Origin of the sequence: Streptomyces sp. DT2A-34 (assembly GCF_030499515.1) — a bacterium.
GTDB lineage: Bacteria > Actinomycetota > Actinomycetes > Streptomycetales > Streptomycetaceae > Streptomyces.
The window spans coordinates 627,716-653,008 of the sequence record NZ_JASTWJ010000001.1 but is presented as its reverse complement, the minus strand read 5'-3'; the positions used below and the strand labels follow the sequence as shown (position 1 = coordinate 653,008).

28 protein-coding genes and 2 pseudogenes are annotated in these 25,293 nt (G+C 68.6%); 18 read left to right on the top strand and 12 right to left on the bottom strand.

Annotation, left to right across the window (positions count from 1 at the left end; translation table 11 throughout):
* The first annotated feature begins 18 nt into the window (after nt 1-18).
* The gene (locus tag QQM39_RS02550; RefSeq protein WP_301994940.1) at nt 19-984 is read left to right on the top strand and encodes a pirin family protein; all 966 of its coding nucleotides are present in this window, start codon (nt 19-21) and stop codon (nt 982-984) included.
* Nucleotides 985-1,647: 663 nt separating this feature from the next.
* Nucleotides 1,648-2,169, top strand: a pseudogene (locus QQM39_RS02545) (TrkA C-terminal domain-containing protein); the annotation flags it as partial.
* Nucleotides 2,170-2,254: 85 nt separating this feature from the next.
* Here QQM39_RS02545 and QQM39_RS02540 read toward each other — a convergent pair.
* Complete coding sequence (locus tag QQM39_RS02540) at nt 2,255-2,458, bottom strand: cold-shock protein (protein WP_302003452.1); 204 nt, start codon at nt 2,456-2,458, stop codon at nt 2,255-2,257.
* Nucleotides 2,459-3,368: 910 nt separating this feature from the next.
* Between QQM39_RS02540 and QQM39_RS02535 the strand changes: the two genes are divergently transcribed.
* Together QQM39_RS02535 and QQM39_RS02530 are read left to right on the top strand one after the other, a co-directional pair.
* On the top strand, nt 3,369-4,253 hold the full coding sequence (locus QQM39_RS02535) for a universal stress protein (protein ID WP_301994939.1): 885 nt from the start codon (nt 3,369-3,371) through the stop codon (nt 4,251-4,253).
* Nucleotides 4,254-4,545: 292 nt separating this feature from the next.
* Nucleotides 4,546-5,241 carry an ester cyclase gene (locus QQM39_RS02530; RefSeq protein WP_301994938.1) on the top strand — a complete coding sequence of 232 codons (696 nt, stop codon included), beginning with the start codon at nt 4,546-4,548 and terminating at the stop codon, nt 5,239-5,241.
* 363 nt (nt 5,242-5,604) lie between these two features.
* Here QQM39_RS02530 and QQM39_RS02525 read toward each other — a convergent pair whose 3' ends face one another.
* The 3 genes and pseudogenes from QQM39_RS02525 to QQM39_RS02515 all read right to left on the bottom strand — a co-directional run bounded on the left by QQM39_RS02525 (nt 5,605) and on the right by QQM39_RS02515 (nt 8,050).
* Nucleotides 5,605-6,363, bottom strand: a complete 759-nt coding sequence (locus tag QQM39_RS02525; protein WP_301994937.1) for a hypothetical protein — start codon at nt 6,361-6,363, stop codon at nt 5,605-5,607.
* Between the two features lie 328 nt (nt 6,364-6,691).
* A pseudogene (locus QQM39_RS02520) lies at nt 6,692-6,877 on the bottom strand (trehalase-like domain-containing protein); the annotation flags it as partial.
* A 33-nt stretch (nt 6,878-6,910) separates the two neighbouring features.
* On the bottom strand, nt 6,911-8,050 hold the full coding sequence (locus QQM39_RS02515) for a CdaR family transcriptional regulator (protein WP_301994936.1): 1,140 nt from the start codon (nt 8,048-8,050) through the stop codon (nt 6,911-6,913).
* Nucleotides 8,051-8,248: 198 nt separating this feature from the next.
* Between QQM39_RS02515 and QQM39_RS02510 the strand changes: the two genes are divergently transcribed.
* The 6 genes from QQM39_RS02510 (at nt 8,249) to QQM39_RS02490 (ending at nt 13,999) form a co-directional block, all read left to right on the top strand.
* Entirely contained in the window at nt 8,249-9,592 is a 1,344-nt protein-coding gene (locus QQM39_RS02510) for a nodulation protein NfeD (RefSeq protein WP_301994935.1), read from the top strand.
* Nucleotides 9,589-10,377 (top strand): slipin family protein, encoded by a 789-nt coding sequence (locus QQM39_RS02505; protein WP_301994934.1) that lies wholly within the window; start codon nt 9,589-9,591, stop codon nt 10,375-10,377. The genes QQM39_RS02510 and QQM39_RS02505 overlap by 4 nt, the downstream gene beginning before the upstream one ends.
* A 68-nt stretch (nt 10,378-10,445) precedes the next feature.
* Entirely contained in the window at nt 10,446-10,847 is a 402-nt protein-coding gene (locus QQM39_RS46040; protein WP_367668872.1) for a DUF3040 domain-containing protein, read from the top strand.
* Nucleotides 10,834-11,292, top strand: coding sequence for a CBS domain-containing protein (locus QQM39_RS02500; protein WP_301994933.1), 459 nt, complete (start codon nt 10,834-10,836; stop codon nt 11,290-11,292). Before QQM39_RS46040 ends, QQM39_RS02500 begins: the two co-directional genes overlap by 14 nt.
* A gap of 59 nt (nt 11,293-11,351) precedes the next feature.
* Complete coding sequence (gene nhaA / locus QQM39_RS02495; protein ID WP_301994932.1) at nt 11,352-12,716, top strand: Na+/H+ antiporter NhaA; 1,365 nt, start codon at nt 11,352-11,354, stop codon at nt 12,714-12,716.
* A 152-nt stretch (nt 12,717-12,868) separates the two neighbouring features.
* Nucleotides 12,869-13,999 (top strand): site-2 protease family protein, encoded by a 1,131-nt coding sequence (locus tag QQM39_RS02490; RefSeq protein WP_301994930.1) that lies wholly within the window; start codon nt 12,869-12,871, stop codon nt 13,997-13,999.
* A 999-nt stretch (nt 14,000-14,998) separates the two neighbouring features.
* Here QQM39_RS02490 and QQM39_RS02485 read toward each other — a convergent pair.
* From QQM39_RS02485 to QQM39_RS02470, 4 genes are read right to left on the bottom strand one after another with little or no spacing between them, the layout of a single operon-like run.
* The gene (locus QQM39_RS02485) at nt 14,999-15,316 is read right to left on the bottom strand and encodes a helix-turn-helix transcriptional regulator (protein WP_301994929.1); all 318 of its coding nucleotides are present in this window, start codon (nt 15,314-15,316) and stop codon (nt 14,999-15,001) included.
* A gap of 10 nt (nt 15,317-15,326) precedes the next feature.
* Nucleotides 15,327-15,740, bottom strand: a complete 414-nt coding sequence (locus tag QQM39_RS02480) for a tyrosine-type recombinase/integrase (protein WP_301994928.1) — start codon at nt 15,738-15,740, stop codon at nt 15,327-15,329.
* Entirely contained in the window at nt 15,710-16,405 is a 696-nt protein-coding gene (locus tag QQM39_RS02475; protein WP_301994927.1) for a hypothetical protein, read from the bottom strand. Before QQM39_RS02475 ends, QQM39_RS02480 begins: the two co-directional genes overlap by 31 nt.
* Nucleotides 16,383-17,348, bottom strand: a complete 966-nt coding sequence (locus tag QQM39_RS02470; protein WP_301994926.1) for a YafY family protein — start codon at nt 17,346-17,348, stop codon at nt 16,383-16,385. Before QQM39_RS02470 ends, QQM39_RS02475 begins: the two co-directional genes overlap by 23 nt.
* A gap of 92 nt (nt 17,349-17,440) precedes the next feature.
* Between QQM39_RS02470 and QQM39_RS02465 the strand changes: the two genes are divergently transcribed.
* The 3 genes from QQM39_RS02465 (at nt 17,441) to QQM39_RS02455 (ending at nt 19,210) form a co-directional block, all read left to right on the top strand.
* Nucleotides 17,441-17,806: a VOC family protein gene (locus QQM39_RS02465; protein WP_301994925.1), complete on the top strand. Its 366-nt coding sequence runs from the start codon at nt 17,441-17,443 to the stop codon at nt 17,804-17,806.
* A gap of 90 nt (nt 17,807-17,896) precedes the next feature.
* Complete coding sequence (locus tag QQM39_RS02460; RefSeq protein ID WP_302003451.1) at nt 17,897-18,880, top strand: IS481 family transposase; 984 nt, start codon at nt 17,897-17,899, stop codon at nt 18,878-18,880.
* A 9-nt stretch (nt 18,881-18,889) separates the two neighbouring features.
* A complete protein-coding gene (locus tag QQM39_RS02455; RefSeq protein WP_301994924.1) occupies nt 18,890-19,210 on the top strand; it encodes a hypothetical protein in 321 nt (106 codons plus the stop codon).
* A gap of 193 nt (nt 19,211-19,403) precedes the next feature.
* Here the strand turns inward: QQM39_RS02455 and trxB are convergent, their stop codons facing one another.
* Genes trxB through QQM39_RS02440 form a run of 3 tightly spaced genes read right to left on the bottom strand, consistent with a single transcriptional unit; the run spans nt 19,404 to nt 21,523 of the window.
* The gene (gene trxB / locus QQM39_RS02450) at nt 19,404-20,426 is read right to left on the bottom strand and encodes a thioredoxin-disulfide reductase (RefSeq protein WP_301994923.1); all 1,023 of its coding nucleotides are present in this window, start codon (nt 20,424-20,426) and stop codon (nt 19,404-19,406) included.
* The gene (locus tag QQM39_RS02445) at nt 20,423-20,842 is read right to left on the bottom strand and encodes an arsenate reductase ArsC (protein ID WP_301994922.1); all 420 of its coding nucleotides are present in this window, start codon (nt 20,840-20,842) and stop codon (nt 20,423-20,425) included. Before QQM39_RS02445 ends, trxB begins: the two co-directional genes overlap by 4 nt.
* Before the next feature lie 51 nt (nt 20,843-20,893).
* Nucleotides 20,894-21,523, bottom strand: a complete 630-nt coding sequence (locus tag QQM39_RS02440) for a low molecular weight phosphatase family protein (RefSeq protein ID WP_301994921.1) — start codon at nt 21,521-21,523, stop codon at nt 20,894-20,896.
* Nucleotides 21,524-21,598: 75 nt separating this feature from the next.
* Here QQM39_RS02440 and QQM39_RS02435 point away from each other — a divergent pair, with 75 nt between their 5' ends.
* The 5 genes from QQM39_RS02435 (at nt 21,599) to QQM39_RS02415 (ending at nt 24,781) form a co-directional block, all read left to right on the top strand.
* Nucleotides 21,599-21,907, top strand: coding sequence for a helix-turn-helix transcriptional regulator (locus QQM39_RS02435; RefSeq protein WP_301994920.1), 309 nt, complete (start codon nt 21,599-21,601; stop codon nt 21,905-21,907).
* Nucleotides 21,904-23,010, top strand: coding sequence for an ACR3 family arsenite efflux transporter (gene arsB / locus QQM39_RS02430; protein ID WP_301994919.1), 1,107 nt, complete (start codon nt 21,904-21,906; stop codon nt 23,008-23,010). The genes QQM39_RS02435 and arsB overlap by 4 nt, the downstream gene beginning before the upstream one ends.
* Nucleotides 23,010-23,261: a DUF2180 family protein gene (locus QQM39_RS02425; RefSeq protein ID WP_301994918.1), complete on the top strand. Its 252-nt coding sequence runs from the start codon at nt 23,010-23,012 to the stop codon at nt 23,259-23,261. The genes arsB and QQM39_RS02425 overlap by 1 nt, the downstream gene beginning before the upstream one ends.
* Nucleotides 23,261-24,325: an ArsO family NAD(P)H-dependent flavin-containing monooxygenase gene (locus QQM39_RS02420; protein WP_301994917.1), complete on the top strand. Its 1,065-nt coding sequence runs from the start codon at nt 23,261-23,263 to the stop codon at nt 24,323-24,325. The genes QQM39_RS02425 and QQM39_RS02420 overlap by 1 nt, the downstream gene beginning before the upstream one ends.
* Nucleotides 24,326-24,442: 117 nt before the next feature.
* Complete coding sequence (locus QQM39_RS02415) at nt 24,443-24,781, top strand: STAS domain-containing protein (protein WP_301994916.1); 339 nt, start codon at nt 24,443-24,445, stop codon at nt 24,779-24,781.
* A 51-nt stretch (nt 24,782-24,832) separates the two neighbouring features.
* On the opposite strand, the gene QQM39_RS02410 is transcribed toward QQM39_RS02415, so the two are convergent.
* Nucleotides 24,833-25,210 carry a helix-turn-helix transcriptional regulator gene (locus QQM39_RS02410; RefSeq protein ID WP_301994915.1) on the bottom strand — a complete coding sequence of 126 codons (378 nt, stop codon included), beginning with the start codon at nt 25,208-25,210 and terminating at the stop codon, nt 24,833-24,835.
* Nucleotides 25,211-25,293: the final 83 nt, after the last annotated feature.

Genomic DNA, 25,293 nt, shown 5'->3' with positions numbered 1-25,293 from the left:
GGGGCTAGTTTGGGCGACATGAGCAATCTTGATCGCGAGCCGGTGCCCGCCGTCTGCGGCGGCCGCGGTTTCGTCGTGGCGGAGCCCGTACGCGAACTTCTCAGCCCTCGCCACGTCAAGCTCGGCGAGTCCACCGAAGTCCGCCGTCTGCTGCCCAACCTGGGCCGACGCATGGTCGGTGCCTGGTGCTTCATCGATCACTACGGCCCCGACGACATCTCCGACGAGCCCGGGATGCAGGTGCCGCCGCACCCGCACATGGGGCTGCAGACGGTGAGCTGGCTGCACGAGGGAGAGGTGCTGCACCGGGACTCCACGGGCAGCCTCCAGACGATCCGTCCGCGCGAGCTGGGCCTGATGACCTCCGGCCGGGCGATCAGCCACTCCGAGGAGAGCCCCAAGTCCCACGCCCGCTACCTGCACGGCGCCCAGCTGTGGGTCGCCCTCCCGGACAGCCACCGCCACACCGACCCGCACTTCGAGCACCACGCCGAGCTGCCGGTCGTCACGGCCCCGGGCCTGCGGGCCACGCTGATCCTCGGCGGCCTCGACGGCGCGACCTCACCCGGCACGACGTACACCCCGATCGTCGGCGCCGACCTCGCCCTCTCACGCGGCGCCGACGTACGCCTCCCCCTGGAACCCGACTTCGAGTACGCCGTCCTGTCCATGTCCGGCGAGGCCCACGTGGACGGCGTGCCGGTACTGCCCGGCTCCATGCTCTACCTCGGCTGCGGACGCACTGAACTCCCGCTGCGCGCGGAGTCGGACGCCGGGCTGATGCTCCTCGGCGGTGAGCCGTTCGAGGAGGAGTTGATCATGTTCTGGAACTGGATCGGGCGATCTCAGGAAGAGATCGTACAGGCGTGTGAGGACTGGATGGAAGGGACACGGTTCGGGGAGGTGAAGGGGTACGACGGGGCTCCACTGCCCGCACCGACCCTGCCGCCGGTGCCGTTGAAACCGCGGGGAAGAGTACGCTGACCTGCGGGAATGCCTCAGCTTTGGTGGCCGCCGACGGAAGGCGGTCGGGTAATTCCTACTGCCTTCCACCTGCCTGCCGGAAGGCGTCCGAACAGCCGGCACGCTCAAGCCGGTGCGGTTGGCGATTCCACAGTGTGGCTGTCTGTGGGCAGCGGTGACAGGACTCTTGCTGACTCAATGCTGACCTTGCTGACGCCTCGTCAGGCTGGGGCGGGAGTTACTTTTCCAGCTTCAGTGCCTGCGCAGGCGTATGCAGATTCGATGGCGTCCGGACCAATTCGGTGGCGTCCGGACCAATTCGGTGGCGTCCGGACCAATGCTGACCTGGCTGGCGGTCGAGTCAGGGCTTGCGGAAGGGCGGCGTCGCTCACGCTGCCGCCTTGTGGAGATCCCACATGACTCCGGTGTCTCCGCTGTCCGCCGGCCGCCGCTCGTGTCCGACCCGAGAAGCGCTGCGCCGGAGAGTGACTAGCAGGTTCTTGGTCTGCTGGTGGTACAGCGCTCACGGGAGCGTGACCTGCGAGAGCGTTGGATCGGAAGGGGTGCGCTCGGGTTGTGGCCCGCGTATGGTCCGGATCTTGGTTGGGAGCCGACGGGGGGCAGGGCGAGGGCAGGGAGCGTCGCGAGATGAGTCGTAGTCTGTGGAGCCGTAGGAGCGAGATCCTCTCCTGGGCCGGGCTGCGCGGCGCGATCCCGATCGTGCTGGCCACCTACCCCATCGTCGAAGGCGTCACCGACGCCCGGCACCTGCTGAACATCGTGTTCGTGCTGGTCGTACCGTTCACTCTGCTCCAAGGCCCCAGCTTGCCCGCCGCCGCTCGCCGGCTCGGCGTGACCCGCCCCGACGCATGCGCGAGGTCCGGGTCGAGACCGCACCACTGGACGTACTCGACGCCGACCTGCTCACCGTCACCATCCCGCCGGGCTTCCGGCTGAAGGGCGTGGCCGTCTTCGAACTGAGGCTGCCGCCCCCGACCGTGCTCACCCTGATCGTCCGCGACGGAACCACCATCGCTCCGCGCCCGGCACCGTACTGCGCACCGGCGACGAACTGCTGCTGATCACCACGCCCCAGACCCGGGAGGCCGCCGAACGACGGTGCCCGCGATCGGCCGCCGCAGCAGACTCGCCCGCCGGCTCGGCGAACACGGCCACCCCCGACCTCCCGGCCTCGGTGCCGACTGAAACGGGCGGCAATCCCGGCGGCGCGGGCACTGGGCCGCCGGACGGCGCTTAATGAGCATCCAGCGCTGTACGCGCCGGATCCGCGTCAGGCGGGAGTGACGTTTTCGGCTTGGGGTCCTTTGGGGCCTTGCGTCACGTCGAACTGGACCTTCTGGCCCTCGTTGAGCTCGCGGTATCCGGTGCTGGCGATGGCCGAGTAGTGGACGAACACGTCGGGGCCGCCGCCGTCCTGGGCGATGAAGCCGAAACCCTTCTCTGCGTTGAACCACTTCACAGTGCCCGTAGCCATTTCGATCTCCTTCACGGGCCCAGCGCGAGTCCGCTTCTGTGCCATTGAGCTTCGATAGGTAGCGAGTTTCCCGGGGCTGCGGGAGGCAAACTCTGGCCATCCGTGAGGGTGTGACTTCACTTCTCGGCGAAGACAGGCCGCGACATCGCCCGCCGCGACTATCTTCCCCCGCCCGAGCGGGATGCGGCCCACCCCGCTGTCGAGGCGCTCGCCCCGTGCCGGGGACACTGGAACGCCACGGTCACCCCCGCTTGCCTCCTTGACGCACCTCGTCTCAGGCGCTTTCTCCGCACGTGAGCGGGGAAGTACCGGAAAATGAGAGGCGCCGCTGCGCCATCTCGCCGGGTGAAGGGTGGACCGCATGACCCCCTGGGTCCGTCGTGCCGTGTACGCGGTGGTGCTGCTGGTGGCGCTGGCCGCCACGCTCGTCGCCGCCACCTGGCTCGTCAACCAGTTCTGATGTCGATCGTCCGCGGCCCCGGTGCTCGGGCACAAGGGAACCGTGGAGCGGCAGGAGCAAACGGCTGGGAGTCCGAGGAGGCGCCACGGCGCCACTGGCGGCCGAGGTCCTTGCCCTGACCAAGAAGGGGAACCAGCCCTGCTTGGACGGACGGGTCCCCGTCACCTTGCGCACAGCGAAACAGGTCAAATCTGTCCTGCGGGCGCCCGAAAGCCTGTCAGCGCCGCCGATCTTGCGCACGGAGTGCGGAGCCCAGCACGAGTCGTTTGGTCCAGATCCTGGCCGCCTCCCTCGAGGCCATGAGCGCGCCCAGCAAATGGGAGCGGGTGGCGCCCCGGCCGCGGGGGCTGGGTGGACGGACGCTGAGTGCTCGACGACACGTATGAGCCGCGCCGGCTCGGCGGCGGGAGAATGGGAGGGCATACCGGCGCGCGGAAGGCGGTGGGAACCATGGAGCTGCCCCTGGTCGTGGGGGTCGACGGCTCGGAGCCCAGCCTCCACGCCGTCGACTGGGCCGTGGACGAGGCGGTCCGTCACGGATTCCGGCTGCGTGTCGTCCACGCCTCGCTGTGGGAGCGGTACGAGCGTGGGGCTCTGGCGGACACCCCCGGAGTCGTCTCGGATGTGGTGACCGAGCAAGATTTCGCCCAGAGCATTGTGGCGCGAGCGGCTCAGCGTGCCGGGCGGCGCGCGCCGATGCTGGAGATCAGCACCGACGTGGTACCGGAGGATCCCGTGGCGGCGCTGCTGAGCGAGGGACGCCGCGCCAGTGCCGTCGTGACCGGTGAACGAGGCAGGGGCCCGATCCGGGAACTCCTTCTGGGATCGGTCAGCCTCTCCCTCGCCGCCCGGGCCCCCTGCCCGGTTGTCGTCGTACGCGGCCGGGCGCAGAACACAGAAGCCGCCATCGGTCGTATCGTCCTGGGCGTCGGCGGTACCACAGCGCCGGCAGCGGTCCGGTACGCCTTCCGGGAGGCCGCGGTGCGCAGGTGCGAGGTCGAGGCCATACGGGCCTGGCGTCGCCCGGCGCACAGGACTGCGCCGCATCCGCTGCTGACCGGGGAGCCCGCCCATGCCGAGGAGGAACACGCCTCGGCTCTGCTCGACGAGGCGTTGGACGGCGTTGCCAAGGAGTACCCCGGCGTGATCGTGCACCGCGCGCTTGTCGAGGGCTCCGCACGCCACACGCTGGTGGCCCGGTCGTCGGCGGCCGATCTCCTGGTCATCGGGGCCCGTCGGCGTCACGGCCACCTCGGACCGCAGCTCGGCCTGGTGGGACACGCGGTGTTGCACCACTCCGAGTGTCCGGTGGCGGTGGTTCCGCAGCAGGAGTGAAGGTTCGCCTGAGCCGGACGGGGACGCAGTCTGGAAACCAGGGGCGCCGTACCGACGACGGGCCGACGGGCGCCCATCGCCGGGCTGGGTGCCCCGGAGGACTTGGCGGTCGCAGGCGGTCGCGTACACGGGCTTCTCGCTGTCCGAAGTTGATCAGCGGCGTACCGCAGGCCACGGCAGTTGCCCTGCGGGCATGCGGGCGGTGGCGAAGAGAGGCAAGGGCAAAGAGCCGGGTATAGCCTGAATTTTGCCGATTGATTGGCATGTGTCACTCAACACGCGGGAGAGGCTCATGACCTTCGTCCAACTCATCGACTGCAAGACCAGCAACGTCGATCAACTCAACCAGCTGATGGACAGCTGGGTCGAGGCGACCCAGGGCAAGCGGACTGCCACGCACTCGATCGTCGGGCGGGACCGCGCGGACTCCGCCCATGTCGTCGAGATCGTGGAGTTCCCGTCCTACGAGGAGGCGATGAAGAACTCCAACCTCCCCGAGACCAACCGCATCTTCGAGGAACTTGTCGCCGCCTGCGAGGAGACGCCCACCTTCACGGACCTCGACGTCGTACGGGACGAGCAGCTCAACAAGCTCGTCGTCCGCCGCTTCTTCGACGAGGTCATCAACGCCAAGAACCTCGACCTCGCCGACGAGCTGTGCACCGGCAACTACCGGGAGCACGACCCCTCCCTCTCCTCCTACGACGTGGACCTCGCCCAGGCCAAGCGGGAGAACGGCGAGATCCTGGACGCCTTCAATCCCCGGCTCACAGTGGAGAGCATGATCGCCGAGGGCGACCTGGTGACCTGCCGGATCACCTTCCAGGGTCGGCACACCGGCACCTACCAGGGACTGGAGCCCACCAACCGGGACGTCGCCGGAACCGGGCACGCCACGTTCCGCTGCCAGGGCGGCAAGATCGCCGAGAGCTGGTGGAACTGGGACGACCTCGGCCTGCTGCGGCAACTGGGGGCCGTGGAAGCCTGACCCGTCCCAGGCTCTGGTTGCGTGAGGCGGCACGCCGAGTAAGGGGCGGTCTTATGGAGGCCGCCCCTCGATCGTGTGCCGTGGCCGTCGGTAACGGCAGCGGCGAGGAAACTCGCGATGTGATCACCGAGCGCTCGGCCGTCGCCCGGCACGCCGTAGCAGCTGTCCTGCGACGACACCGAGAGCCGCAACGCCTTCGACGACCTCGCGGGCGCCTACGGCCTATGCCCTTCGCCGGGTTCGTCGACCTGCTGGCGGACGCCTGCGCCGCGAACCTTTGTCAGCGACGACCGGTTCGCTTGCGCCGGCCCCGGCCGACTGCTGCGCGAACTCTCCTGCGCGGTCGCCCGCTTGCCCTGGCCTTCAGGATGCACCGCCCAATTGTTCCAGCTCCTCCCCATCGACTACGTCCTCAGATGATGGAGCGGTCGCCGAAACGGGCTTGTCGTAATCGGTCAGTGTGAGATCGCCGGGCTCGTCCCCGCCTTCTGTGACGACCCTGAGGATGTAGGGCTCGTCCTCCGTGGCGACGTAGGTGTTCGTGGTGGTGCCGTCCTCTTCCTTGGTCAGTGTGATGGCTGGTTTGCCGTCGACCTCGGTTTCCCCTCCCTTACTCACCCCGTCGCTGACGTACGTCTCGAAAGCTTGGACCAGGGCGTCGATGTCGCAGAGCTCGGCCGCATCACCAGCGCCGTACGCCCCGGGCGGCACCTTGAGCCAGCGGCCATCGATCAAATTGATCAGCTCTTGCGCGTCGACACCCTCCTCTTCCGCCGTCCTGGTCCAGAACGCGTCGTCACCGTTGACGTAAGTGATGTCCTCGATCTTGATGAGCCGGAGAGTGCCACCGTTGATGCCGAGGGTGCCTGTGCATTCCCCTTGCTTGTCCACGGCGAGATCGATGCGGATCTTGTCCTGATCGCTGCGACCCGAGCCCTTTATTCGGAGCGAGTCAGCGCCCTTGGTGGTGTCCATCGCCTTTTCCGCGATCTCTTGCGGGGGGAGGTCCTCGACGTTGTTCGGGTCCTGCTGGGCGCTGACGGCCGTGAGTCCGGCGACCGCAAGCATTGTGGTGCAGGCCGCTGCCGTCCCTCTCGCCAGACTCCGGTGCTGGGGAGCCATGGTTGTCTCCTGTCGTCGAACTGGCTGCCTACTCCACGATGTGACTGGCCTCCGGAAAGCGCCTGGTGATCACGCGGTTCGGAAATGCCGATGAGAAGTGACAACACTGGCGGCCGCGGTCCATGGCATCGAGACCGAAACGGTCCCTCGCGGCTCGCTGCTGGGATGATTTCTGGGCCACGCGGAGTGTCGAGGTCTCCGGAGGCAGCAGTGGTGCATCCATCTGAAGCAAGCTACGGAGTTCTGGCAGGAGCGAGTCCGGAACTCGTGGAGCGCGCAGGGGCTGTGGCTAGAGGCTATTTGCTCGTGCTGGCACCGGGGGACAGAAGAAGGAACCGCCGCGGTGGCGGTCGAGCAGTGAGCAGAACAGGGGCGGCGCGTCGAAGCGGGGCACACACATGAAGCTGATGGCGCCGTCGCGGCCCACCAGGGCACAGCCACGGACGTCGCCGATCAGGCCGTGGTCTTCGATCGGCAGATACCCCTGCTGGGGCACCGGCGAGGGCTCACTCATGTCTGTCCTGGTACCCACTGAGGGCGGAGCGGGTCATTCGGCGGGCTGCAGGGGGCGCGAGGGCCAGTTGAGGAGGCGGGCGCCGAGCGCGGCGGTTTGCAGGATGTAGCGCTGGTCGGGATCGGTGGGGTCGTGGCCGGTGAGCTCGCGGATGCGGGTCAGCCGGTAGGTGACCGTGCGCACGCTCACCGCGAGCTGGCGGGCCGTGGCGGTGTTCAGGCAGCCGCTGGCGAAGTACGAGGTCAGGGTGTCCAGGAGTGCCCTGGGCCCGCCGCGTGCCCCTTCGAGGCCGCCGAGGACGGTGGCCACAAGGTCGGTGATGGCCGCGCGGTCCCTGCCGAGAACCTGGAAGACCAGCAGGTCCGAGGCGTGCACGAGCGGGGTGGTGAGGCCGAGCAGGGCGGTGAGGTCGAGGGTGCCGCGTGCTTCCTGGTAGGAGCGGACGATGCCGCTGGGGCCGGGCCGCGGCCGGCTGACAGCGACCTGGTACGACTCGTCGACAGCATCCCCCACCTTGGCGGCGAAGCAGTCGGGAACCTCCGACACCGCGCCGGGCGACACGCACACGAGCAGGCCGTCCTTGGTGGTGATGAGCACGTCCTGCGTCCGGAATCGGCCGGTCAGCGCTTCCTCGACATAGCGGGTGGTGTCATCGCCTGCCTCGAACGCGCTCTCGGCACGGGCGACGGTCACCTGGTGCGGTCCTATCAGCCGCAGCCCGAATCGTTCGGCCCGTTCGGCGAGTCGGCCGAGGTCGGTGCGGCCTTCGAGGAGATCGCCGACGAATTCCCGCCGCGTCGCCTCCTCGCCTCGGATGGCTGCCCGGTGGGCGGTTTCGTAGCCCTCGGTCAGCGCAACCGTTGCGTCACCGATCGCCCTGATCACGGCGGAGGCGACCTCTTTGAGGCCCTGAGGGTCCGTAGCCTGCCGGAAACCGGGCAGGTCCATCCAGGCGCGGCAGACGGAGTCGAGGTAGTCGGCGACCAGGAACCGCAGCGCCGTGCCGCGGTCGGCCGCGGCGGCGGCGAACTGTCGCAGACCCGCGAGATCCTCCTCAGTCAGTCGCCGTTTACTGAGGGAGACCGCTGCGAGGTGCTCCACGTGGCGGCTCATGTCCGCCACCGAGGTTGGAGGCTTGCTCTCGGCGGCGGGTGCGGCATTCGGTGCGGGCACCGTGGCACCTGTCGCCGCACGCGGTTCCTGGCGGCCTTTTCGCGACGGCATGCTCCCATTTTGCCGAACAGCAGCAAAACGGGGGTCCGTGAGACGTCCTTGGTTGGCCGCCGTCGGCAGGCGTCCGGCTGAGCCGCGAGGGTAATCCGTGGGTAAAGCGCCTGACGGATACCCAAGCGAACAAGGGGGTACCGCGCTGTGCCCCGAAGCCGCCTCCTGTTCCGGAGGATTGCCGGGATCCTCCTGGTGGCGTTGGGCTGCCTTCTCGCGGCCCCCGCGGTGAGCGCGGCGCAGACGCCGACGGTGCTCGTGATGCGGATCGACGACACGATCACGCCGGTCGTCGCCGATCACCTTGAGGAAGGGCTGCGCACCGCCGAGCGAGAGGGCCACGTGGCGCTCCTGGTCGAAATGGACACCCCGGGTGGGCTGCTGCAGTCGACCAGGGAGATCGTCCAGGGCGTCCTCGCCTCCGACGTTCCGGTGATCGTCCATGTCACCCCCTCCGGCGCGCGGGCGGCGTCGGCCGGCGCCTACGTCGCGCTGTCGGCGCATGTCGCCGCCATGGCGCCCGGCACCCATATCGGGGCCGGCACGCCGGTGACCGGGCAGGGCGAGGAGGCGAGCGAGAAGGTCGTCAATGATGCGGTCGCCTTCGCGGTCTCGATCGCCGAGCAGCGTGGGCGCAGCACGGATTTCGCCCGGGACATGGTCCGCGACGGCACATCGGTGTCCGACCAGGAGGCCCTGCGGATCAAGGCCGTCGATCTCGTGGCGCCGTCCCGCGATGCGCTCCTCACCGAGTTGGACGGCCGCAGTGTCATGGTCGGCCCCGACGCCGCGGAACGCGAGGTCGTTCTGCACACGGCGGGGGCACAGGTCGTAGAGCACGAACTCGGCTTCTTCGGCGAGCTGCGCCAGCTCCTGGCCAGCCCGGAGCTGGCGTACCTGTTCCTGTCGATCGGCACGCTGGCCGTGATCTACGAGCTGGCCAGCCCCGGCATGGGTATCGGCGGAGTCCTCGGCCTCATCCTGCTCGTTCTCGGGTTCGTCGCGCTGAGTGTGCTGCCCTTCAATGTCGGCGGGCTGCTGCTCCTGCTCCTCGCCGCCGCCCTGTTCGCTGCGGAAGTGATCACCCCGGGGGTGGGGGTCTTCGCCGCCGGGGGGACGGTGTCCCTGTTGTTCGCGGGAGTGCTGCTCTTCCGCGGTGAGCTCGGCGTGGATCCCGCCGTGCTGTGGCCGACCGCCCTGGTGGTGGGAGGCGGCTCGGTCCTCGCCGGCCGACTGGCCTGGCGTGCCCGCAGAACGCCGGCGACAACCGGGCACCAGGCGCTGGTAGGCCACGAGGCGGTCGTACGGCGCGCCGCAGGCGGCACGGGCCAGGTGTGGCTCGAAGGGGCCTGGTGGACCGTCCGCGGCCGCGATGCCCCGGTCGCCGAAGGACAGCACATCCGCGTGGTCGACCACGTCGGCCTGGAACTGATCGTCGAACCCGTCGAGCCCGCACCGGGCCAAGGCACGGAACAGGAGGACCGACCATGAACTCAGCACTGCTCGGCATCATCCTCGGCGCAGCCGTCCTGCTCCTGCTGCTCATGGCTGCCGTGAAGATCGTCCCCGAGTACGAGCGTGGAGTGATCTTCCGCCTCGGCCGGATCATCGGCGCCAAAGGGCCGGGGCTGTTCTTCATCATTCCCGTGGTGGACCGCATGGTCCGCGTGTCCTTGCGCACCATCACGATGGACATCCCGCCGCAGGACGTCATCACCAAGGACAACGTCACCGTACGGGTCAACGCCGTCACCTACTTCAACGTCGTCGACCCCAACCGCTCCGTGGTGGCCATCGAGGACCACATCAAGGGAACCTCCCAGATCGCCCAGACGACGCTGCGCAGCATCCTCGGCCAGGTCGACCTGGACGAGCTGCTGATCAACCGGGACGAGATCAACCAGCGACTCCAGCGGATCATCGACGACGTCACCAACCCGTGGGGAGTCAAGGTCACCCTCGTCGAGGTCAAGGACGTCGAGCTGCCCGAGGCCATGCGGCGCGCCATGGCCCGGCAGGCCGAGGCCGAGCGCGACCGCAGGGCCAAGGTCATCCACGCCAAGGGCGAGTTCGAGGCCGCCCAGACACTGGCCGATGCCGCGGAACGGCTCGAAGGCCACCCCGCGGCCATGCACCTGCGCATTCTGTCGACCATGGCCGAGATCTCCAGCGAGCGGAACTCCACCCTCATCTTCCCGCTCCCGATGGAGGTGCTCCGCCTCGTCGACATGCTCCGGCCACCAGACGCAGCGCAGAGCGGCGCACGCACCGCATAGCCAGGACCCCGCCGAGCGGCCGCGCGCTCTGCGGGGAGTCCTCAGCCTCAAGGACAGAGGTGATCGGCATGAACCCCTCGATGGACGACCGGCGCATCCTCGCCGAAATCGAGCGACGCCTCACCCGGGACGACCCCGAACTCGTCTCGCTGATGGACGCGCTGAACCACCAGTTCCCTCACGAACCGGATGACGCCGACGACCACGGCGCAGGGCACGGCCCACGCCGGAAGGTCATCGTGGCACTGCTTGTCGCAGCGCTGGCGGGCCTGATCCTCACCGCACTCCTCACCAAGCCACCCCCGGCCGACGACAGCCCGGGACCACCGGCAAGGGGCCTCGCTCCGGCCGTAGCTGTCGTTACCCAGCGCCGTGCCCCTCGGTCTCGGACAGGCACCGGGCCAACACTGCCCGCGCAACGGGCGTCAGCAACCGAACTCCCAAGGAGGGGGACTCATGCGTGCACGTGATCTCGCGCAACCGTACGTGTCGGTCAGCACGGACACCGATGCCGTAGAAGCGCTGAGACTGCTCGTCGAGCATGGTCTGCCGGGTCTGCTGGTTGTCGGCCGGGCCGGGCAGCCGTTCGCCATGCTGCCTGCCAGCGACGTGGTCAGGACGGTGGTTCCTGGCTACATCCAGGAGGACCCGGTGCTCGCCGCCGTGATCGACGAGCCGCATGCCGATCGCCTGTGCCGCGCACTGGCGGGACGCACGCTCGCCGACAGCCTCCCGACGGGAAGGCCCTTTCTGCCCACTGCCGCTCCCGATCGCACGGCCATGGAGCTCGCAGAGCTGATGGCCCGGACCCGAAGTCCGCTCGTCGCCGTCGTCGAACGGGATGCCGGGAGCCCTGGCCGCCTCCTCGGTGTCGTCACCGCAGCCCACCTGCTGGAACGGCTCCTCCAGGTGTGAGCAGCCCTGCCGGCTCGAAGTGCCGGGACGCGCTGCTGGATCACTGAAAGGTCAACCGCATGCCCGGTGGCAACCGCAAGAACCGCACCTTCCTCGGACGTCTCCCGCTGCCCGAGCGTACGTTCGTGACGGACGCTCTGCGCACCGAGACCGTCGGTGGCATGGTGCTGCTCGCTGCGGCCGCCATAGCGCTGGTCTGGGCCAACACACCGCTGAGCAGCGCATACGAGTCGATACGCGACTTCCACTTCGGCATCGAGGCACTGGGCCTGGATCTCTCCGTGGCCCACTGGACAGCCGATGGACTGCTGGCAATCTTCTTCTTCGTGGCCGGTGCCGAACTCAAGCGCGAGCTGGTGGTCGGCGAACTGCGCCACCCGGGGACAGCGGTCCTGCCCGTGGTCGCAGCCGCCTGCGGCATGGCCATACCAGCCCTGCTCTACGGCCTCGTCGCCACCTCCTTGGGAGGCACCTGGAACGGCTGGGCCGTCCCCATGGCCACCGACATCGCCTTCGCGCTCGGCGTCCTCGCCGTGATCGACACCCACCTGCCCTCCGCGCTGCGCGCCTTCCTGCTGACGCTCGCGGTCGTCGACGACCTCGGTGCCATCGTCGTCATCGCCCTCTTCTACACCTCGACGATCAACTTTGCCGCCCTCATCGGCGCCGTACTCGGCCTGGGGCTGTTCTTCCACCTGCACGACCGACGCCGGGTGCACGGCTGGTACTGGTACCTGCCGCTCGCCCTGGTGATCTGGGGCCTGACGTACGCCAGCGGCGTGCATGCGACGGTGGCGGGAGTCGCCATGGGACTGCTGCTGCGGGTGGCGAAGGACGGCGAGCGAGGCCGGCGTCCGGCCGAGCACATCGCGCACCTGGTCCGCCCCGTCTCCGCTGGGGTGGCCGTCCCTGTGTTCGCGCTGTTCGCGGCGGGCGTCAGCGTGTCCGGCGACACGCTGGGAGATGTGGTCAGCAGGCCTGAACCGCTGGGCGTGGCCCTGGGCCTGGCCGCCGGCAAAGTACTGGGTATCTTCGGCGGCTCCTACCTCGCGGTCCGCTTCACCCGGGCACGCCTCAGCCCGGATCTGGCCTGGGCGGACGTGATCGCCGTGGCGATGCTGGCCGGCATCGGCTTCACCGTATCGCTGCTGATCGGCGAACTCGCCTACCCGAACCCCGCGGACCTGGAGCACATCAAGGCCGCTGTCCTCCTGGGCTCCCTGGCCTCCGCCCTCCTGGCGTGCGTGCTGCTGAGAGCACGGAACAGCAAGTACCGGCGGCTCTATGAGGAAGAGAACCTCGACGAGGACGCCGACGGCATTCCCGACATCTACCAGCGCCACAGCGCCGCTCCGGACACTCCGAACGAGGACCGGACCCGCCGCAGCGGCAACTCAGGTAACCCAGCCGCACGCGAAAGGTGATCCCACGTGCCCAGGAAAGCCATGCCTTCGGCCACTCGCCCACGGCGGGTGAGATTGTCAGCGGGGGGACACCGTGCCGGCTCAATCCCGTGGACGCCCAGGCATGTCGGCACGGGCACAGGAGTGTCGGCTTCAGTCCCCAGGAGACAGTGATGAACGGCTCGGTACGGATGGGACGCGTTCGCGGGGTGCCACTGCGCATCCACTGGACGGTGCCCCTGCTCGTGCTGCTCTTCGGATACAGCCTGGGCAGCCACACGCTCCCCGCCGCGGTCCCGGAACAGTCGAATGCCGCATACACCGTCGCCGGCCTGGTCGGAGCCTTGTTGCTCCTGGGGAGCCTGCTGGCGCACGAGGCCGCCCACGCGATCACTGCCCGGAAGAAGGGCATCGAAGTCCAGAGCATCACCCTGTGGGCACTGGGCGGGATGACCGAGATGGGCCGGCCGCGTGGGGCCGGCGCGGCCTTCCTGGTCGCCGTGACGGGGCCGCTCACCAGCTTCCTTGTCGGTGCGGCGGCGCTCGGGGCGGGCATCGGGCTCGACGCGGTGTCCGGCTGGGCGATGCCCGCGGCCGTCCTGGTGTGGCTCGGCTGGGTGAACGTCGTTCTGGGCGTGTTCAACCTGCTGCCGGCCGCGCCGCTCGACGGCGGACGAGTGGTGCAGGCGCTGATGTGGTGGCGTACCGGGGACCGGGACCGGGCCGAACAAGCAGCCGCGCGCAGCGGACAGGTCCTCGGCATCCTGCTGATCGCTCTCGGATTGATCGCTGTCCTGCGCGGCGCCTTCGGCGGTCTGTGGCTGGCCGTCATCGGCTTCTTTGTCATGATCGTCGCCGGCGCCGAACGTCAGCGCGCACGGCTGATCCCCGCTCTGCGCGGAGTGAAAGCGGCCGATGCCATGTCGAGTCCTGTGGAGACCTGCCCTGACTGGTTCACCGTGGCACGCTGCGTCGAAGACGTGGCTGTGCGGACCCACCACTCGACGCTCGTCCTGACCAACTTCGAGGGGCGCCCCAGTGGCCTGCTGCATCTGCCTCAGCTCGCACGGATCCCCGCCGAGCAGCGGCAGACACTGCGCGTGCGTGACGTGGTGAACCCGCTGGCACACGCCACGACCTGCGCGCCGGACGACCTCCTGGAAGACGTGCTCGAAAAGCTCCGCCCGGGCAGCGGCCTGCCCATCCTCGTCACCGACGGCCAGCACCTGGTGGGCATCATCACCGCGCGCGACATCTCCCGGATCGTCCAGCGCCACACACTCCGCGGAACGGAGAACCACTGATGGCCAACCCCCGCTAGACCGCGCGGACAGCCGGAGACACCTCGGCCATCGGTCGTCTGACGGCGGCCGATCGACAAGTGCCGCAAGCGCCGGCGCACAAGTCTCCACAGCGACGGCCACGTGACCGGATGCCCCGGGATCCCGGCAGTGGGAGACGGCGCCCGGCGAGCGGCGCGTAGGGCATTACCTCACGCGCACCGTCGCTCTCCAGCAGACAGACGGGCAGACTCCCCGCCTCGACGTCGGTTGCCCGGAAGGGGGTGCCGGGGGTGTCCTGCAAGGCGAGCAGGATGCGCAGTCCGCGACCGAGGCCGAAGGCGGATCCCTTCTTCAGCCCGTGGCGCCGTGCGTAGTCATCGGCTGCCCCCTCCAAGGCCGCTGCGATCCCCGGGGCGTCGACGTCGGGGAACCCGTGTTGCTGCCCGCGTCGCAGATCACGCCCGTGCGGTGGGAACAGCACGAGTTGCCGGTGCGGGACTGGGACCAACGGTGGTGGCGGATCGGTCGAGAACGCAGGCTGCTGGTTTTTCGGGGGTGGGCCATGCGTCAGTTGCAGGCGTCGTTCCATGTCGGCCAGGAATAATTGCTGCCCGTGCCGGTTCGCCGCCTCCAGCTCCAAGGCGCGCTTGGGGTGCCGCAGCAGCCGGGCCTGCCTCCAACACAAGCGACAGGAACGGTCGCGTAGGCATCGTTCCCGTCTGCAGATCCGGCACGGCCGCGGTCCGGGGTAGGTCCTACGCCGGCCTCGGCACCCCAGGCACAGCCCGCCCGAACCCCGCAGCATTCCCCACGCGAGACAGTCCGGGCAGGATGCTGGGAGTTCAGGAGAACTTCGGTAGCAGCTACGGCATTTGTAGGCTGTCCAGTAGTCCTCCGTCGAGCCGCATTGTTGGCACGGTGGCGGGTCGCACGGTTGCGGCCGACAGCGATGACAGTACTTCGAGTGGTGATTGGCCACCGGCCGCTCGCGGCACGTCGGGCAGGTCCTCGGCGCTGTCATCAGATCGGCGGGAGGGTTCGGCCGCGCCCGAGCCACGGGACAACTGTCGGAGATCCGGTCGCGGCCTGTGGTCCGGACCTCGGCCGGCGGGCTGCCGCCACTTCCGGTTCATGGATCAGCAGGTCTGCGGTCGTGCAGTTCAGCACCGCGCAGATGATGTCCAGGTCATCGAGTCGGACCGTGGTGGGCGTTCCCGTCCACAGCGCAGACATTTTCCCCGTACTGATCTCCAATCCGGCCTCCGCCAGGCGGCGACGCATCTCGGTGGACTTCCAGATCCCCTGCTCGGCGGCTTTTATCCGCAAGTTCCAGCGCATACCCTCCTCCTCAGCCCAAGCCCAGCCGAGACGCGACCCGCTGGTTCGCCGCGACCCACGTCTGCTCGATGTGGTTGTCACGCACGTTGATGTACCGGGTCGTCGTGGACAGCCACTCGTGGCCCAACAGCTCCTGCACAGCCTTCAGATCGACACCCTGCAGGTAGAGCGAGGACGCGCAGAAGTGCCGAAGCACATGCGGCGTCGGCCTCCCGGACCAGGAGGGCAGGAACGCATCGACCGCGCCCTTCAACCCCGACCGCAGCGCGTCATCTCCGGCCCGGCGGCAGAACCCCGTATAGGGATCACGGCGCTCGCTGGGGAACATCGGGGCGTCGGGGTCGGCGTAGTCGTCACCGAACCGATGCCGCACATCAGCAAGCCACCAATCCATCAGGATGTCCATCGAGTTGATGGCTGGCACAAGGCGAGCTTTCGGCCCACGCCCTCGGCTGCCCTTACCATGCCGGACGTGCAATTTGCCGAAGTCGCCCAGGTCTGGCCGTCTGGCCGCCAGTCGCGAATATCCAGCTTGACCGTCTCGCCGATCCGCGTACCGACCCTGCGCCACAGCGAGGCGGCCATGTAGTCCCGGGCGGCCGGCAGGAACTTCCGCGCCTGCGGCCGTGATTTCCGCCATCCGGCGAAAAGTTGGTCCACCTCCCCCTCCGACGGTGGGATTCGCGGCGTCCCGTACTCGCTCTTGGCCGGGCGGTTGTACTCGTCGATCGGCTGAACCAGCACATGGCCGGTCAGCGCGTGCACGTCGCCCTGGTGTCGGGCGATCAGGAAGTCGAAGAACTGGGCGAGCGTCCATGCCTTGCTCTGGACCGTGCTGTGAGCCAGCCGCTTCACCTTGCGTTGATGGGCAAGGAATCGGTCTGCGTCCTCCGGTGCTGTGGCCCATACCGGCTGGCTGAGGAACCGCACGAACTCGAAGATTGCCCGGCGGTCGTCTGCGATGGAGTCGTCGCTTGGCCCCGCGCCGACTCCGGCCAGCAGGAACTGGTCGACCAGTTCCTGCTCGAAGTCTTCGTATTCCTGTGCCGTCTCTGGCTGTTGCGGGTCAGGACGTTGGTGACGGCGCATAGTGGTGGGCAAGATTGGTGGCGAGGTCGCGGAGGTGAGCCCTGGCTTCGGTGGGGCCGTGCACAGTGATGGCGCTCCCGAACGGCAGTAGTGCTCGCACGTCCTCCAGATGCAGGAAGCGGATCGTCACCTTGCGGCCGGTGGCGGATTCTTCATGGTCGTCCCGGACGAGTCGTAGGCCAAAGATCCGTTGCGCTCGCTCGATCTGGGTCTGGTCGATGGTGGCGCTGACCTCTATCGCGTGGTTGTGTTCCCACTGAGCAATGAGCGCTGCAGCGACGGTGGCCAGGGTCTGGCTCTCGCGGATCCGTCGTGGCTGGTCGACTTCTTTCCACGTCGTGATCCGTTCGAGTCGGTACATCCGTGGCACTCGGGCACAGTCGGCGACGAGGTACCAGATGCCGGCCTTGGCGAACAGCCCGTAGGGATCCACGACCAGGTCGCGTGGGCATGACTCGCGTGGGCTGTCGTACTCGATCCGTAGCCGGCGACCTCGCCGCACTGCGCCGATCAGCGAAGCCGGAGTCGTGCCGAAAGCTCGTGCCTGACGCCAGGGACGGCTGTCCACGTGCACTACGTCGGTGAGCGGCAGGACCTCATGAACTCGACGTGGCTGTGTAGCGGCGATCTTGGAGAGCGCGCGCCGGCTTTCGACCGATGTGTTGAGCTCCGCGCGTTGCTTCTCGTCCAGCCCGGTGAGCGACAGATGATCCCGCTCGTCCGGTGTGAGTCGCGTGAGGTCGAGTCCGGATCCGGGCAGCATGGTCACGCCTCCGAGGCGGCCCCGGTGTGCGGTCACCGGCAGACCGGCGTCGCGGAGCCAGTTCAGATCTCGGGTGATGGTTCGAAGGGACACCCCGAGCGCTGAGGCGAGTTCCTGTGTGGTCACGGCATCCCTCGATGTGAGGAGCAGCATCAGGGTGAAGAAGCGGTCTGGGGTCACACACCAATTTTTTCAGGAATTGCGACACGATGCGGCGCATATCCCGGTCAGGCTGGTGGATGCGTACCTACCACCGGTGAGAAGGAACAACCGTGACCACATCCGTCGTGTCCATCGTCTACGTGAACGACGCTCCCACCGCAGCTCGTTTCTACGGCGACCTCCTCGGCATGAGCCCCTCGTTCGAGACTCCGGGATACATCACCTTCGACCTCGGGCCAGGCGCTGACCTCGGTCTGTGGTCTGGCCAGTTCGAGCATCTGTCACCGGACGTCCCGCGCACCAGTGAGGTGTGCCTGGCCATCGACGGTGGACCCGACGAACTCAACGCGACCTTTGAGCAGTGGAAGTCCAACGGGGTCACGATCCTGCGCGAGCCTCATGATGCGGGGTTCGGGCTGACCTTCCTCGCAGCCGATCCTGACGGGAACCGTATCCGCGTCGCACCGCAGTACTGAAAGGCCGCAATGCGGCAGGCGCGCACGATAGGTGTCGCGCCTGCCGTCGTCTGACTTCGAGAGGACGACGAGTGCCCCACGCGAGCGCCCCTGAGCGTCGAGGGCCGTAGGCGGCTCGTGAAGCGGTGCCAGACACGTCCCATCGCCCACGTCGCCGCTGAGATGGGTATCTCTCGCGCATGCGCCGGCAAGTGGGTAAATCGCTGTCGGCTACACGGTGATGCGGGATTGCAAGACCGGCCGTCGAGTCCGCACCGGAGTCCGAACGCGACACCGGCATGGGTCATCGAGCAGATCGAGTCCTGGCGCCGCGGGCTCAAGTGGTCCGCGCAACGGATCACCGACGAACTTGTCAGTATCGGTTTTGTGATCGACCGGCGAACTGTCAGCCGACACCTGACCCGGCTCGGCCTCGGCAAACGCCGCTTCATCGACCCAGGCGGTGAGAACAACCGGAAGCCGGAGAAGATCACTGCCCGCCGGCCCGGACACATGGTGCACCTGGATGTGAAGAAGGTCGGCCGGATCCCTGATGGCGGCGGGTGGCGGATCCATGGCCGGGACAGCGATCAGGCCAAGGTCGCTAGTCGGGCGAAGTCGGCCGGGGCAAAGCGTGGCTACGTCTACCTGCACTCCGTCGTCGATGGTTTCTCACGGCTCGCCTACACAGAACCGCTGGGCGATGAGAAGGGCGCGACGGCTGCTGCTTTCCTCGCCCGGGCGAAGGTCTGGTTCGCCGCCCACGGCATCAACCACATCCACCGGGTCGTCACCGACAATGGCGCTTGCTACCGCTCCGGCGACTTCGCCCGCATCGTCGGGCAAGGCACCCGGCATCAGAGAACCAGGCCATACACACCTCGGCACAACGGGAAGGTGGAGCGCTACCAGCGCATCATGGCCGAGGAAGTCCTCTACGCCCGCGAGTTCACCAGCGAGGACGCCCGGTCAGCCGCGATCGCAGTGTGGAACATCCACTACAACTACCACCGGCCGCATAGTGCTGCCGCCGGAAAGCCGCCAGCAGCACGCCTCCGCGAGAGCGTCACCAACGTCGAGCCCTCGTACTTCTAGGTTTACCGGGTGAGCAAGCGGCCTCAGCTTCCAGGTGATCCCTCCGACCTGTACCTGCGCATCTACTCCGACGACGAACTCTGCGACACCCCGCAGGCCGACACGCTGGAGCGATGGAGCGTGTCCGTCCTCCACCGCCGGTCTGTGCACGACGGAGGCCAGGGGCCGGCGGCCACGAGCAGCTGCGTCACCGTGGAGTGCCCCGCGTGCACGGTCGAGGACGCCACCGTGGGGTCGGTGACGTTCTACCGGGTGCACCTCGACCGCGGACGGAGTGCGTACTTTATCCCGCCATTTCCTGACCGGCAGCTGCTTGCCATGGCGGTGTAAACGCCCAGTTCAAGCGGTGAGCAAGGACGGAAGTGTTGCAACAACGGTGTTGCGTCTCGGGGGCCTCGACTTCGGCAAGAGAGTGCTGGCCGCGCCGCCTATACGTACGTCGGTCAACTGAGCACTGTTTAACCGTTGGCCAACTGGCCACGGGCCCGGGCCTCGCCGAACGGCAAGGCCCGGGAACAGGGCTTCACGCGGCGACCGGGTGGATGCCGCTGTCGGTAGGTACGGTGCTGTGTGCGCCGGCGCGGTCGGCGAGGGCTGCGATGTATCGCTCGGCGTCCAGGGCTGCGGCTGCACCGGTTCCGGCGGCGGTGATCGCCTGGCGGTAGGTGTGGTCGACGGCGTCTCCAGCGGCGAAGACGCCGGGGAGGTTCGTTTGCGTGGACGGGGCGGCGACCGTGATGTAGCCCTCGGCGTCGAGGTCGAGTTGGCCGGTGAACAGTTCGGTGCGCGGGTCGTGGCCGATCGCGATGAACAGCCCCGTGACGTCGAGGTCGCGCGTGGTGCCGGTGGAGACATCGCGCAGGACGACGCCGGCGAGCATGCCGTTCGTCTCCTTGATCTCGGCGATCTCGGCGATCTCGCTGTCGAAGGCGAAGGAGATCTTGTCGTCGGCGAAGGCCCGGTTCTGCATGACCTTGGAGGCGCGCAGTGTGGGGCGGCGGTGGACGACGGTGACGGAGCGGGCGAAGCGGGTGAGGAAGGTCGCCTCTTCCATGGCGGTGTCGCCGCCGCCGACGACCACGATGTCGCGGTCGCGGAAGAAGAAGCCGTCACAGGTCGCGCACCAGGACACGCCTCGGCCGGACAGCTCGTCCTCCTTGGGCAGGCCGAGCTTGCGGTAGCCGGAGCCGGTCGCCACGATCACGGTCTTCGCTCGGTGCACGGTGCCAGCCGAGTCGGTCAGCAGCTTGATGTCACCGGTGAGGTCGACGGACACGATGTCGTCGTCGATCATCTCGGCGCCGAACTTCTCGGCTTGGGCCCGCATGTTCTCCATCAGGACGGGGCCGTCGATGCCCTCGGGGAAGCCGGGGAAGTTCTCGACCTCGGTCGTGGTGGTGAGCGAGCCGCCGACGAAGATGCTGCTGCCGAACAGCAGGGGCTTGAGCTGCGCGCGGGCTGCGTACAGGGCGGCGGTGTATCCGGCGGGGCCGGAGCCGATGACGATGACCTCGCGCACGTCGTCGGGGCGCGTCGCGGTGGTCACGCCTCCTGCTTGGCGTCGATCTCGGCGATCAGGGCCTCGATGCGGGTCTTGATCTCGTCGCGGATGGGGCGGACGGCCTCGACGCCCTTGCCCGCCGGGTCCTCCAGGGCCCAGTCGAGGTACTTCTTGCCGGGGAAGATCGGGCAGGCGTCGCCGCAGCCCATGGTGATGACGTAGTCGGACGCCTGGACGGCCTCGGTGGTCAGGATCTTCGGCTTGGCGTCGGCGATGTCGACGCCAACCTCGGCCATCGCCTCGACGGCGGCGGGGTTGACCTGGTCACCGGGGATGGATCCGGCGGAGCGGACCTCGATCCGGTCGCCCGCGAGGTGGTTGAGGAATCCGGCGGCCATCTGTGAACGGCCGGCGTTGTGGACGCAGACGAACAGCACGGAGGCGAGCGGGGCGGCAGGCATGGGTTCTTCCTTCACGAAGTGGTTCAACAGCGGGTGCGGTCGCGTGGTCAGTCAGGCGGGCAGGGTTGCCAGCAGATCGGTGATGCGAGCGTCGATGTCGTCGCGGATCTGGCGAACGAGGGCGAGCGGGGCGCCGTCGGGGTCGGGGACAGGCCAGTCGAGGTAGCGGCGGCCGGGCACCACCGGGCAGGCGTCCCCGCAGCCCATGGTGATCACGATGTCGGCGGCCTGGACGACCTCGTCGGTCAGCGGCTTGGGGAAGCCTGCCGGATCGGCGCCCGCCTCGTCCAGGACCTGCACGATGTGCGGCTCGACGCCGCCGGCCGGGTGGGTGCCCGCGGAGGAGACAGTGACCCGACCGGCCGCCCGGTGCTCCAGCAGCGCGGCCGCGAGCTGGGAGCGTCCGGCGTTGTGGCTGCACACGAACAGCACCCGCGGTAGCCCGGAACCCGGCGCGCCCTGGACATGAGCGAGGGCGTCGAGGCGTTCGGCGGTGAAGCGCTCAGCCAGCACCACCAGGTGGGTGTGCACGCGCGCCGTCGCGGCAAGACGGCGGTAGGAGTCGGCGAGCAGGCCCTGCACGGTCTCGACCGCGAAGCGGCCGGCGTGCCGGGTGGCCAGCCGGGCCGCGCCTGCGGCCAGGCGCTCATCGGGCAGGACAGGAGGCGAAGAGGCGGACATGGCAAGACCCTTTCCCTGGGCCTGAAGGTCAGCCCGGACTGGTATCAGCACCGGGTGATGTGACAGTATCAGCCCATGATGACGTCAGTCGACACTGACCTGATCCGGGTGCTGGCCGACCCGCTCAGGCTCCAAATCGTGACCCTGCTCGCCAAAGAGACGCTGTGCACCACCCACCTCGTGGAGGAGACCGGCGCCCGGCAGACGAACCTCTCCAACCATCTGAGAGTGCTGCGCGAGGCGGGGGTCGTCGAGACGGAGCCATGCGGCCGGTACACGTACTACAAGGTCAAGCCCGATGTCATCGCCCAGCTCGCCGGCCAGTTCGCCGACCTGGCCGAGTCCGCCCGTAATGCCGCCGACAACAAGAGGGCCTGTCCGTGACCCGCACTGAAGTACCCGCGACCACCGAGGAATCGGTTGTCGCGAAGCTGTCGACGCTCGACCGCTTCCTCGCCGTCTGGATCCTCGCCGCGATGGCCCTCGGGCTCGGCCTGGGCCGGGCCATCCCCGGCCTGAACGACGCCCTCGCCAAGGTCGAGATCGGCGGCATCTCGCTGCCCATCGCCGTCGGCCTGCTGATCATGATGTATCCGGTCCTGGCCAAGGTCCGCTACGACAAGCTCGACGCCGTCACCGGCGACAAGAAGCTCATGGTCTCGTCGCTCGTCATCAACTGGATCGTCGGCCCCGCGATCATGTTCGCGCTGGCCTGGATCTTCCTTCCGGACCTGCCCGAGTACCGCACCGGCCTGATCATCGTCGGCCTCGCCCGCTGCATCGCGATGGTCATCATCTGGAACGACCTCGCCTGCGGCGACCGCGAAGCGGCAGCGGTCCTGGTCGCGTTGAACTCTGTCTTCCAGGTCCTGGCGTTCGGCCTGCTCGGCTGGTTCTACCTCGACCTGCTGCCCGGCTGGCTGAACCTGGGCAACGGCGAACACCTTGACATCTCCATGTGGAAGATCGCCCTGAACGTCGTCATCTTCCTCGGCATCCCGCTGCTGGCCGGCTTCCTCACCCGCCGCATCGGCGAACAGAAGCTGGGCCGCGAGAAGTACGAGACGGGCTTCCTTCCCAAGATCGGCCCGTGGGCGCTGTACGGCCTGCTCTTCACGATCGTCATCCTCTTCGCCCTGCAAGGGAAGACCATCACCTCGCAGCCGCTGGACGTGGCCCGCATCGCGCTCCCGCTGCTGGTGTACTTCGCGGTGATGTGGTTCGGCACCTTCGCGCTCGGCAAGGTCATCGGCCTCGCCTACGACCGCACCGCGACCCTCGCCTTCACCGCGGCCGGCAACAACTTCGAGCTGGCCATCGCCGTCGCCATCGCCACCTTCGGCGTGACGTCCGGTCAGGCACTGTCGGGCGTGGTCGGGCCGCTGATCGAGGTCCCGGTCCTGGTGGCGCTGGTGTACGTCTCCCTGGCCTGGCGACGGAAGTTCAGTGCGAGCCGGCAGCTGACGGCAGCACCGCAGGAGAGCTGATGCACTGCCTGGACTGCACCGGCATCGGGGCGCAAGTCGCCGCGGTCGGCCTCTGCTCCCAGTGCGGAGCCGCCGTCTGCGCGGTCCATGCCGAAGCTTCCGAGCAGTTCCTCACCTGCACGAAGCCGATCTCCCGTCCGGTGGCCACCGAGCCACCGGTGCGGCGGCTGCTGTGCGGTACCTGCGCCGCGGCTCACCGCGCTCACGCGGCGTGCTGCCCGCAGACCGCGCACACCATCCGGACCTCGTGATGAGCGCCCAGCGCACGCAGGTGGTGATCGTCGGCGGCGGCCAGTCCGGACTTGCCGCCGGCTACCACCTGCGCCGCCACGGCGTGGACTTCGTCATCCTCGATGCCGAGGCCACGCCGGGCGGCGCCTGGCAACACACCTGGGACTCGCTTCGCCTGTTCTCCCCAGCCGCCTACTCCTCACTGCCCGGCCGTCTGATGCCCGCGCAGCCCGGCGAGACCTACCCGGACGCCGGGCACGTGGTGGACTACCTCGCCGACTACGAAAAGCGCTACGAGCTGCCCGTCCAGCACGGCGTCCACGTGAAGGCCGTGCGCCGCGACGGTGACCGACTGCAGGTGGAGACCGACGCGGCCAACTGGTCGGCGCGGGCGGTCATCAGCACCACCGGCACCTGGTCGCGCCCCTTCATCCCCGCCGTCCCCGGACGCGGCGCCTTCACCGGAACGCAGCTGCACACCGTGGGCTACCGCAGCCCGGCCGACTTCGCCGGGCAGCGCATCATCGTGGTCGGCGGCGGCAACTCCGGTGCACAGATCGCCGCCGACCTCGCCCTCGGCGGCATCGACATGACGTGGGTGACCCAGCGCCCGCCCCGGTTCCTGGCCGACGACATCGACGGACGCGTCCTCTTCGACGTCGCCACCGCCCGCCGCCGCGCGCTCGACAAAGGTCACACGGACACCGGCGGCGTCGCCTCCCTCGGCGACATCGTCGCCGTCCCGCCCGTGCGGGCTGCCCGGGACGCCGGACGCCTCCAGGCCCGGCCGATGTTCACCCGGCTCACCGCCACCGGCATCCAGTGGGCCGACGGCAGCCGCGCCGAGGCGGACACGGTCATCTGGTGCACCGGATTCCGCCCGGCCCTGGCACATCTCGCCCCGCTCCAACTGCGAGGACCGCGCGGCCACATCGCCACCGACGGCACCCTCGCCCTCGGCGAACCCCGGCTGCACCTGCTCGGCTACGGGGACTGGACCGGGCCCGCCTCCGCCACCCTCATCGGCGTCGGCCGCCCCGCCCGGGACGCTGCCCGCACCATCGCGCAGCTCCTGCGCGAATAGGGCACGCGGCCAGACGCCGGCCTGCGCGATCGCTCGGGCCCGTCATTCGCGCCCCGGCGCACAGACGGTGCGCTTGAGAGAATGGAATACGCACCCGCGCCTGCTGAGGAGGTCGCCGTGGCAGACGAACACGCCGCGCGGCCCCAGGCGAGAACGGTGACGATCTCCGAGGCTGACGAGCAGCGCGCCATCCTGACCTTCTCCGGCGTGCTGGACGCGCACGCGCTGCGCGAGCTGGAAGAACGACTCCTCGACCAGCGCCTGAGGCAGGCCCATTCCTGGGTGCTGGAGATGAGCGACCTGGAGCAGACAGACCTCGCCTGTGCCTACGCCTTGCTCCGCGCGGTGACGCGTGCACCGCAGCCGGCGGCCCTCACCGTCCGCGGCGCCCGCCGCAACGTCCAGCGGACCCTGCGGCATGCCGGCGTCGACGTGGTAGCGACGACCGAAGAGTAGCCGACGACCTGGTCGCACACGCACGGGTCCCGGCCGTCCCCAGGCTGAAGGTCAGGCCGCCGGGACAGCCGTGGTCAGCAGCTTGCCCATCGCGGCGAGCACTGACGGCTCGACCCGGTAGTACACCCAGGTCCCACGCCGCTCAGAGGTCAGCAAACCGGCTTCCTTCAGCTTCTTCAGGTGATGGCTCACCGTGGGCTGAGAGACGCCGACGTCAGAGATGTCGCACACGCACGCCTCGCCGGACTCGTGCGAGGCCACGGCGGAGAACAGCCGCAGCCGCACCGGGTCACCGAGCGCCTTGAACATCCGCGCAGCCGTCTCGGCCTCCTTCGCGGTGAACGGACGCTCGGTCAGCGGCGGGCAGCACGGCACCACATCCTGAGCGGTGTCGGGCTCCAGCAGCGGCAACACCTTCGCATTCGACATGCATCTATGTTGACATACATCGAACCAGCGGGCGAGGGGCGGCCGACAGGCCCGCGGGGCGCCCCTCGCCCGCCGAGGGGGAT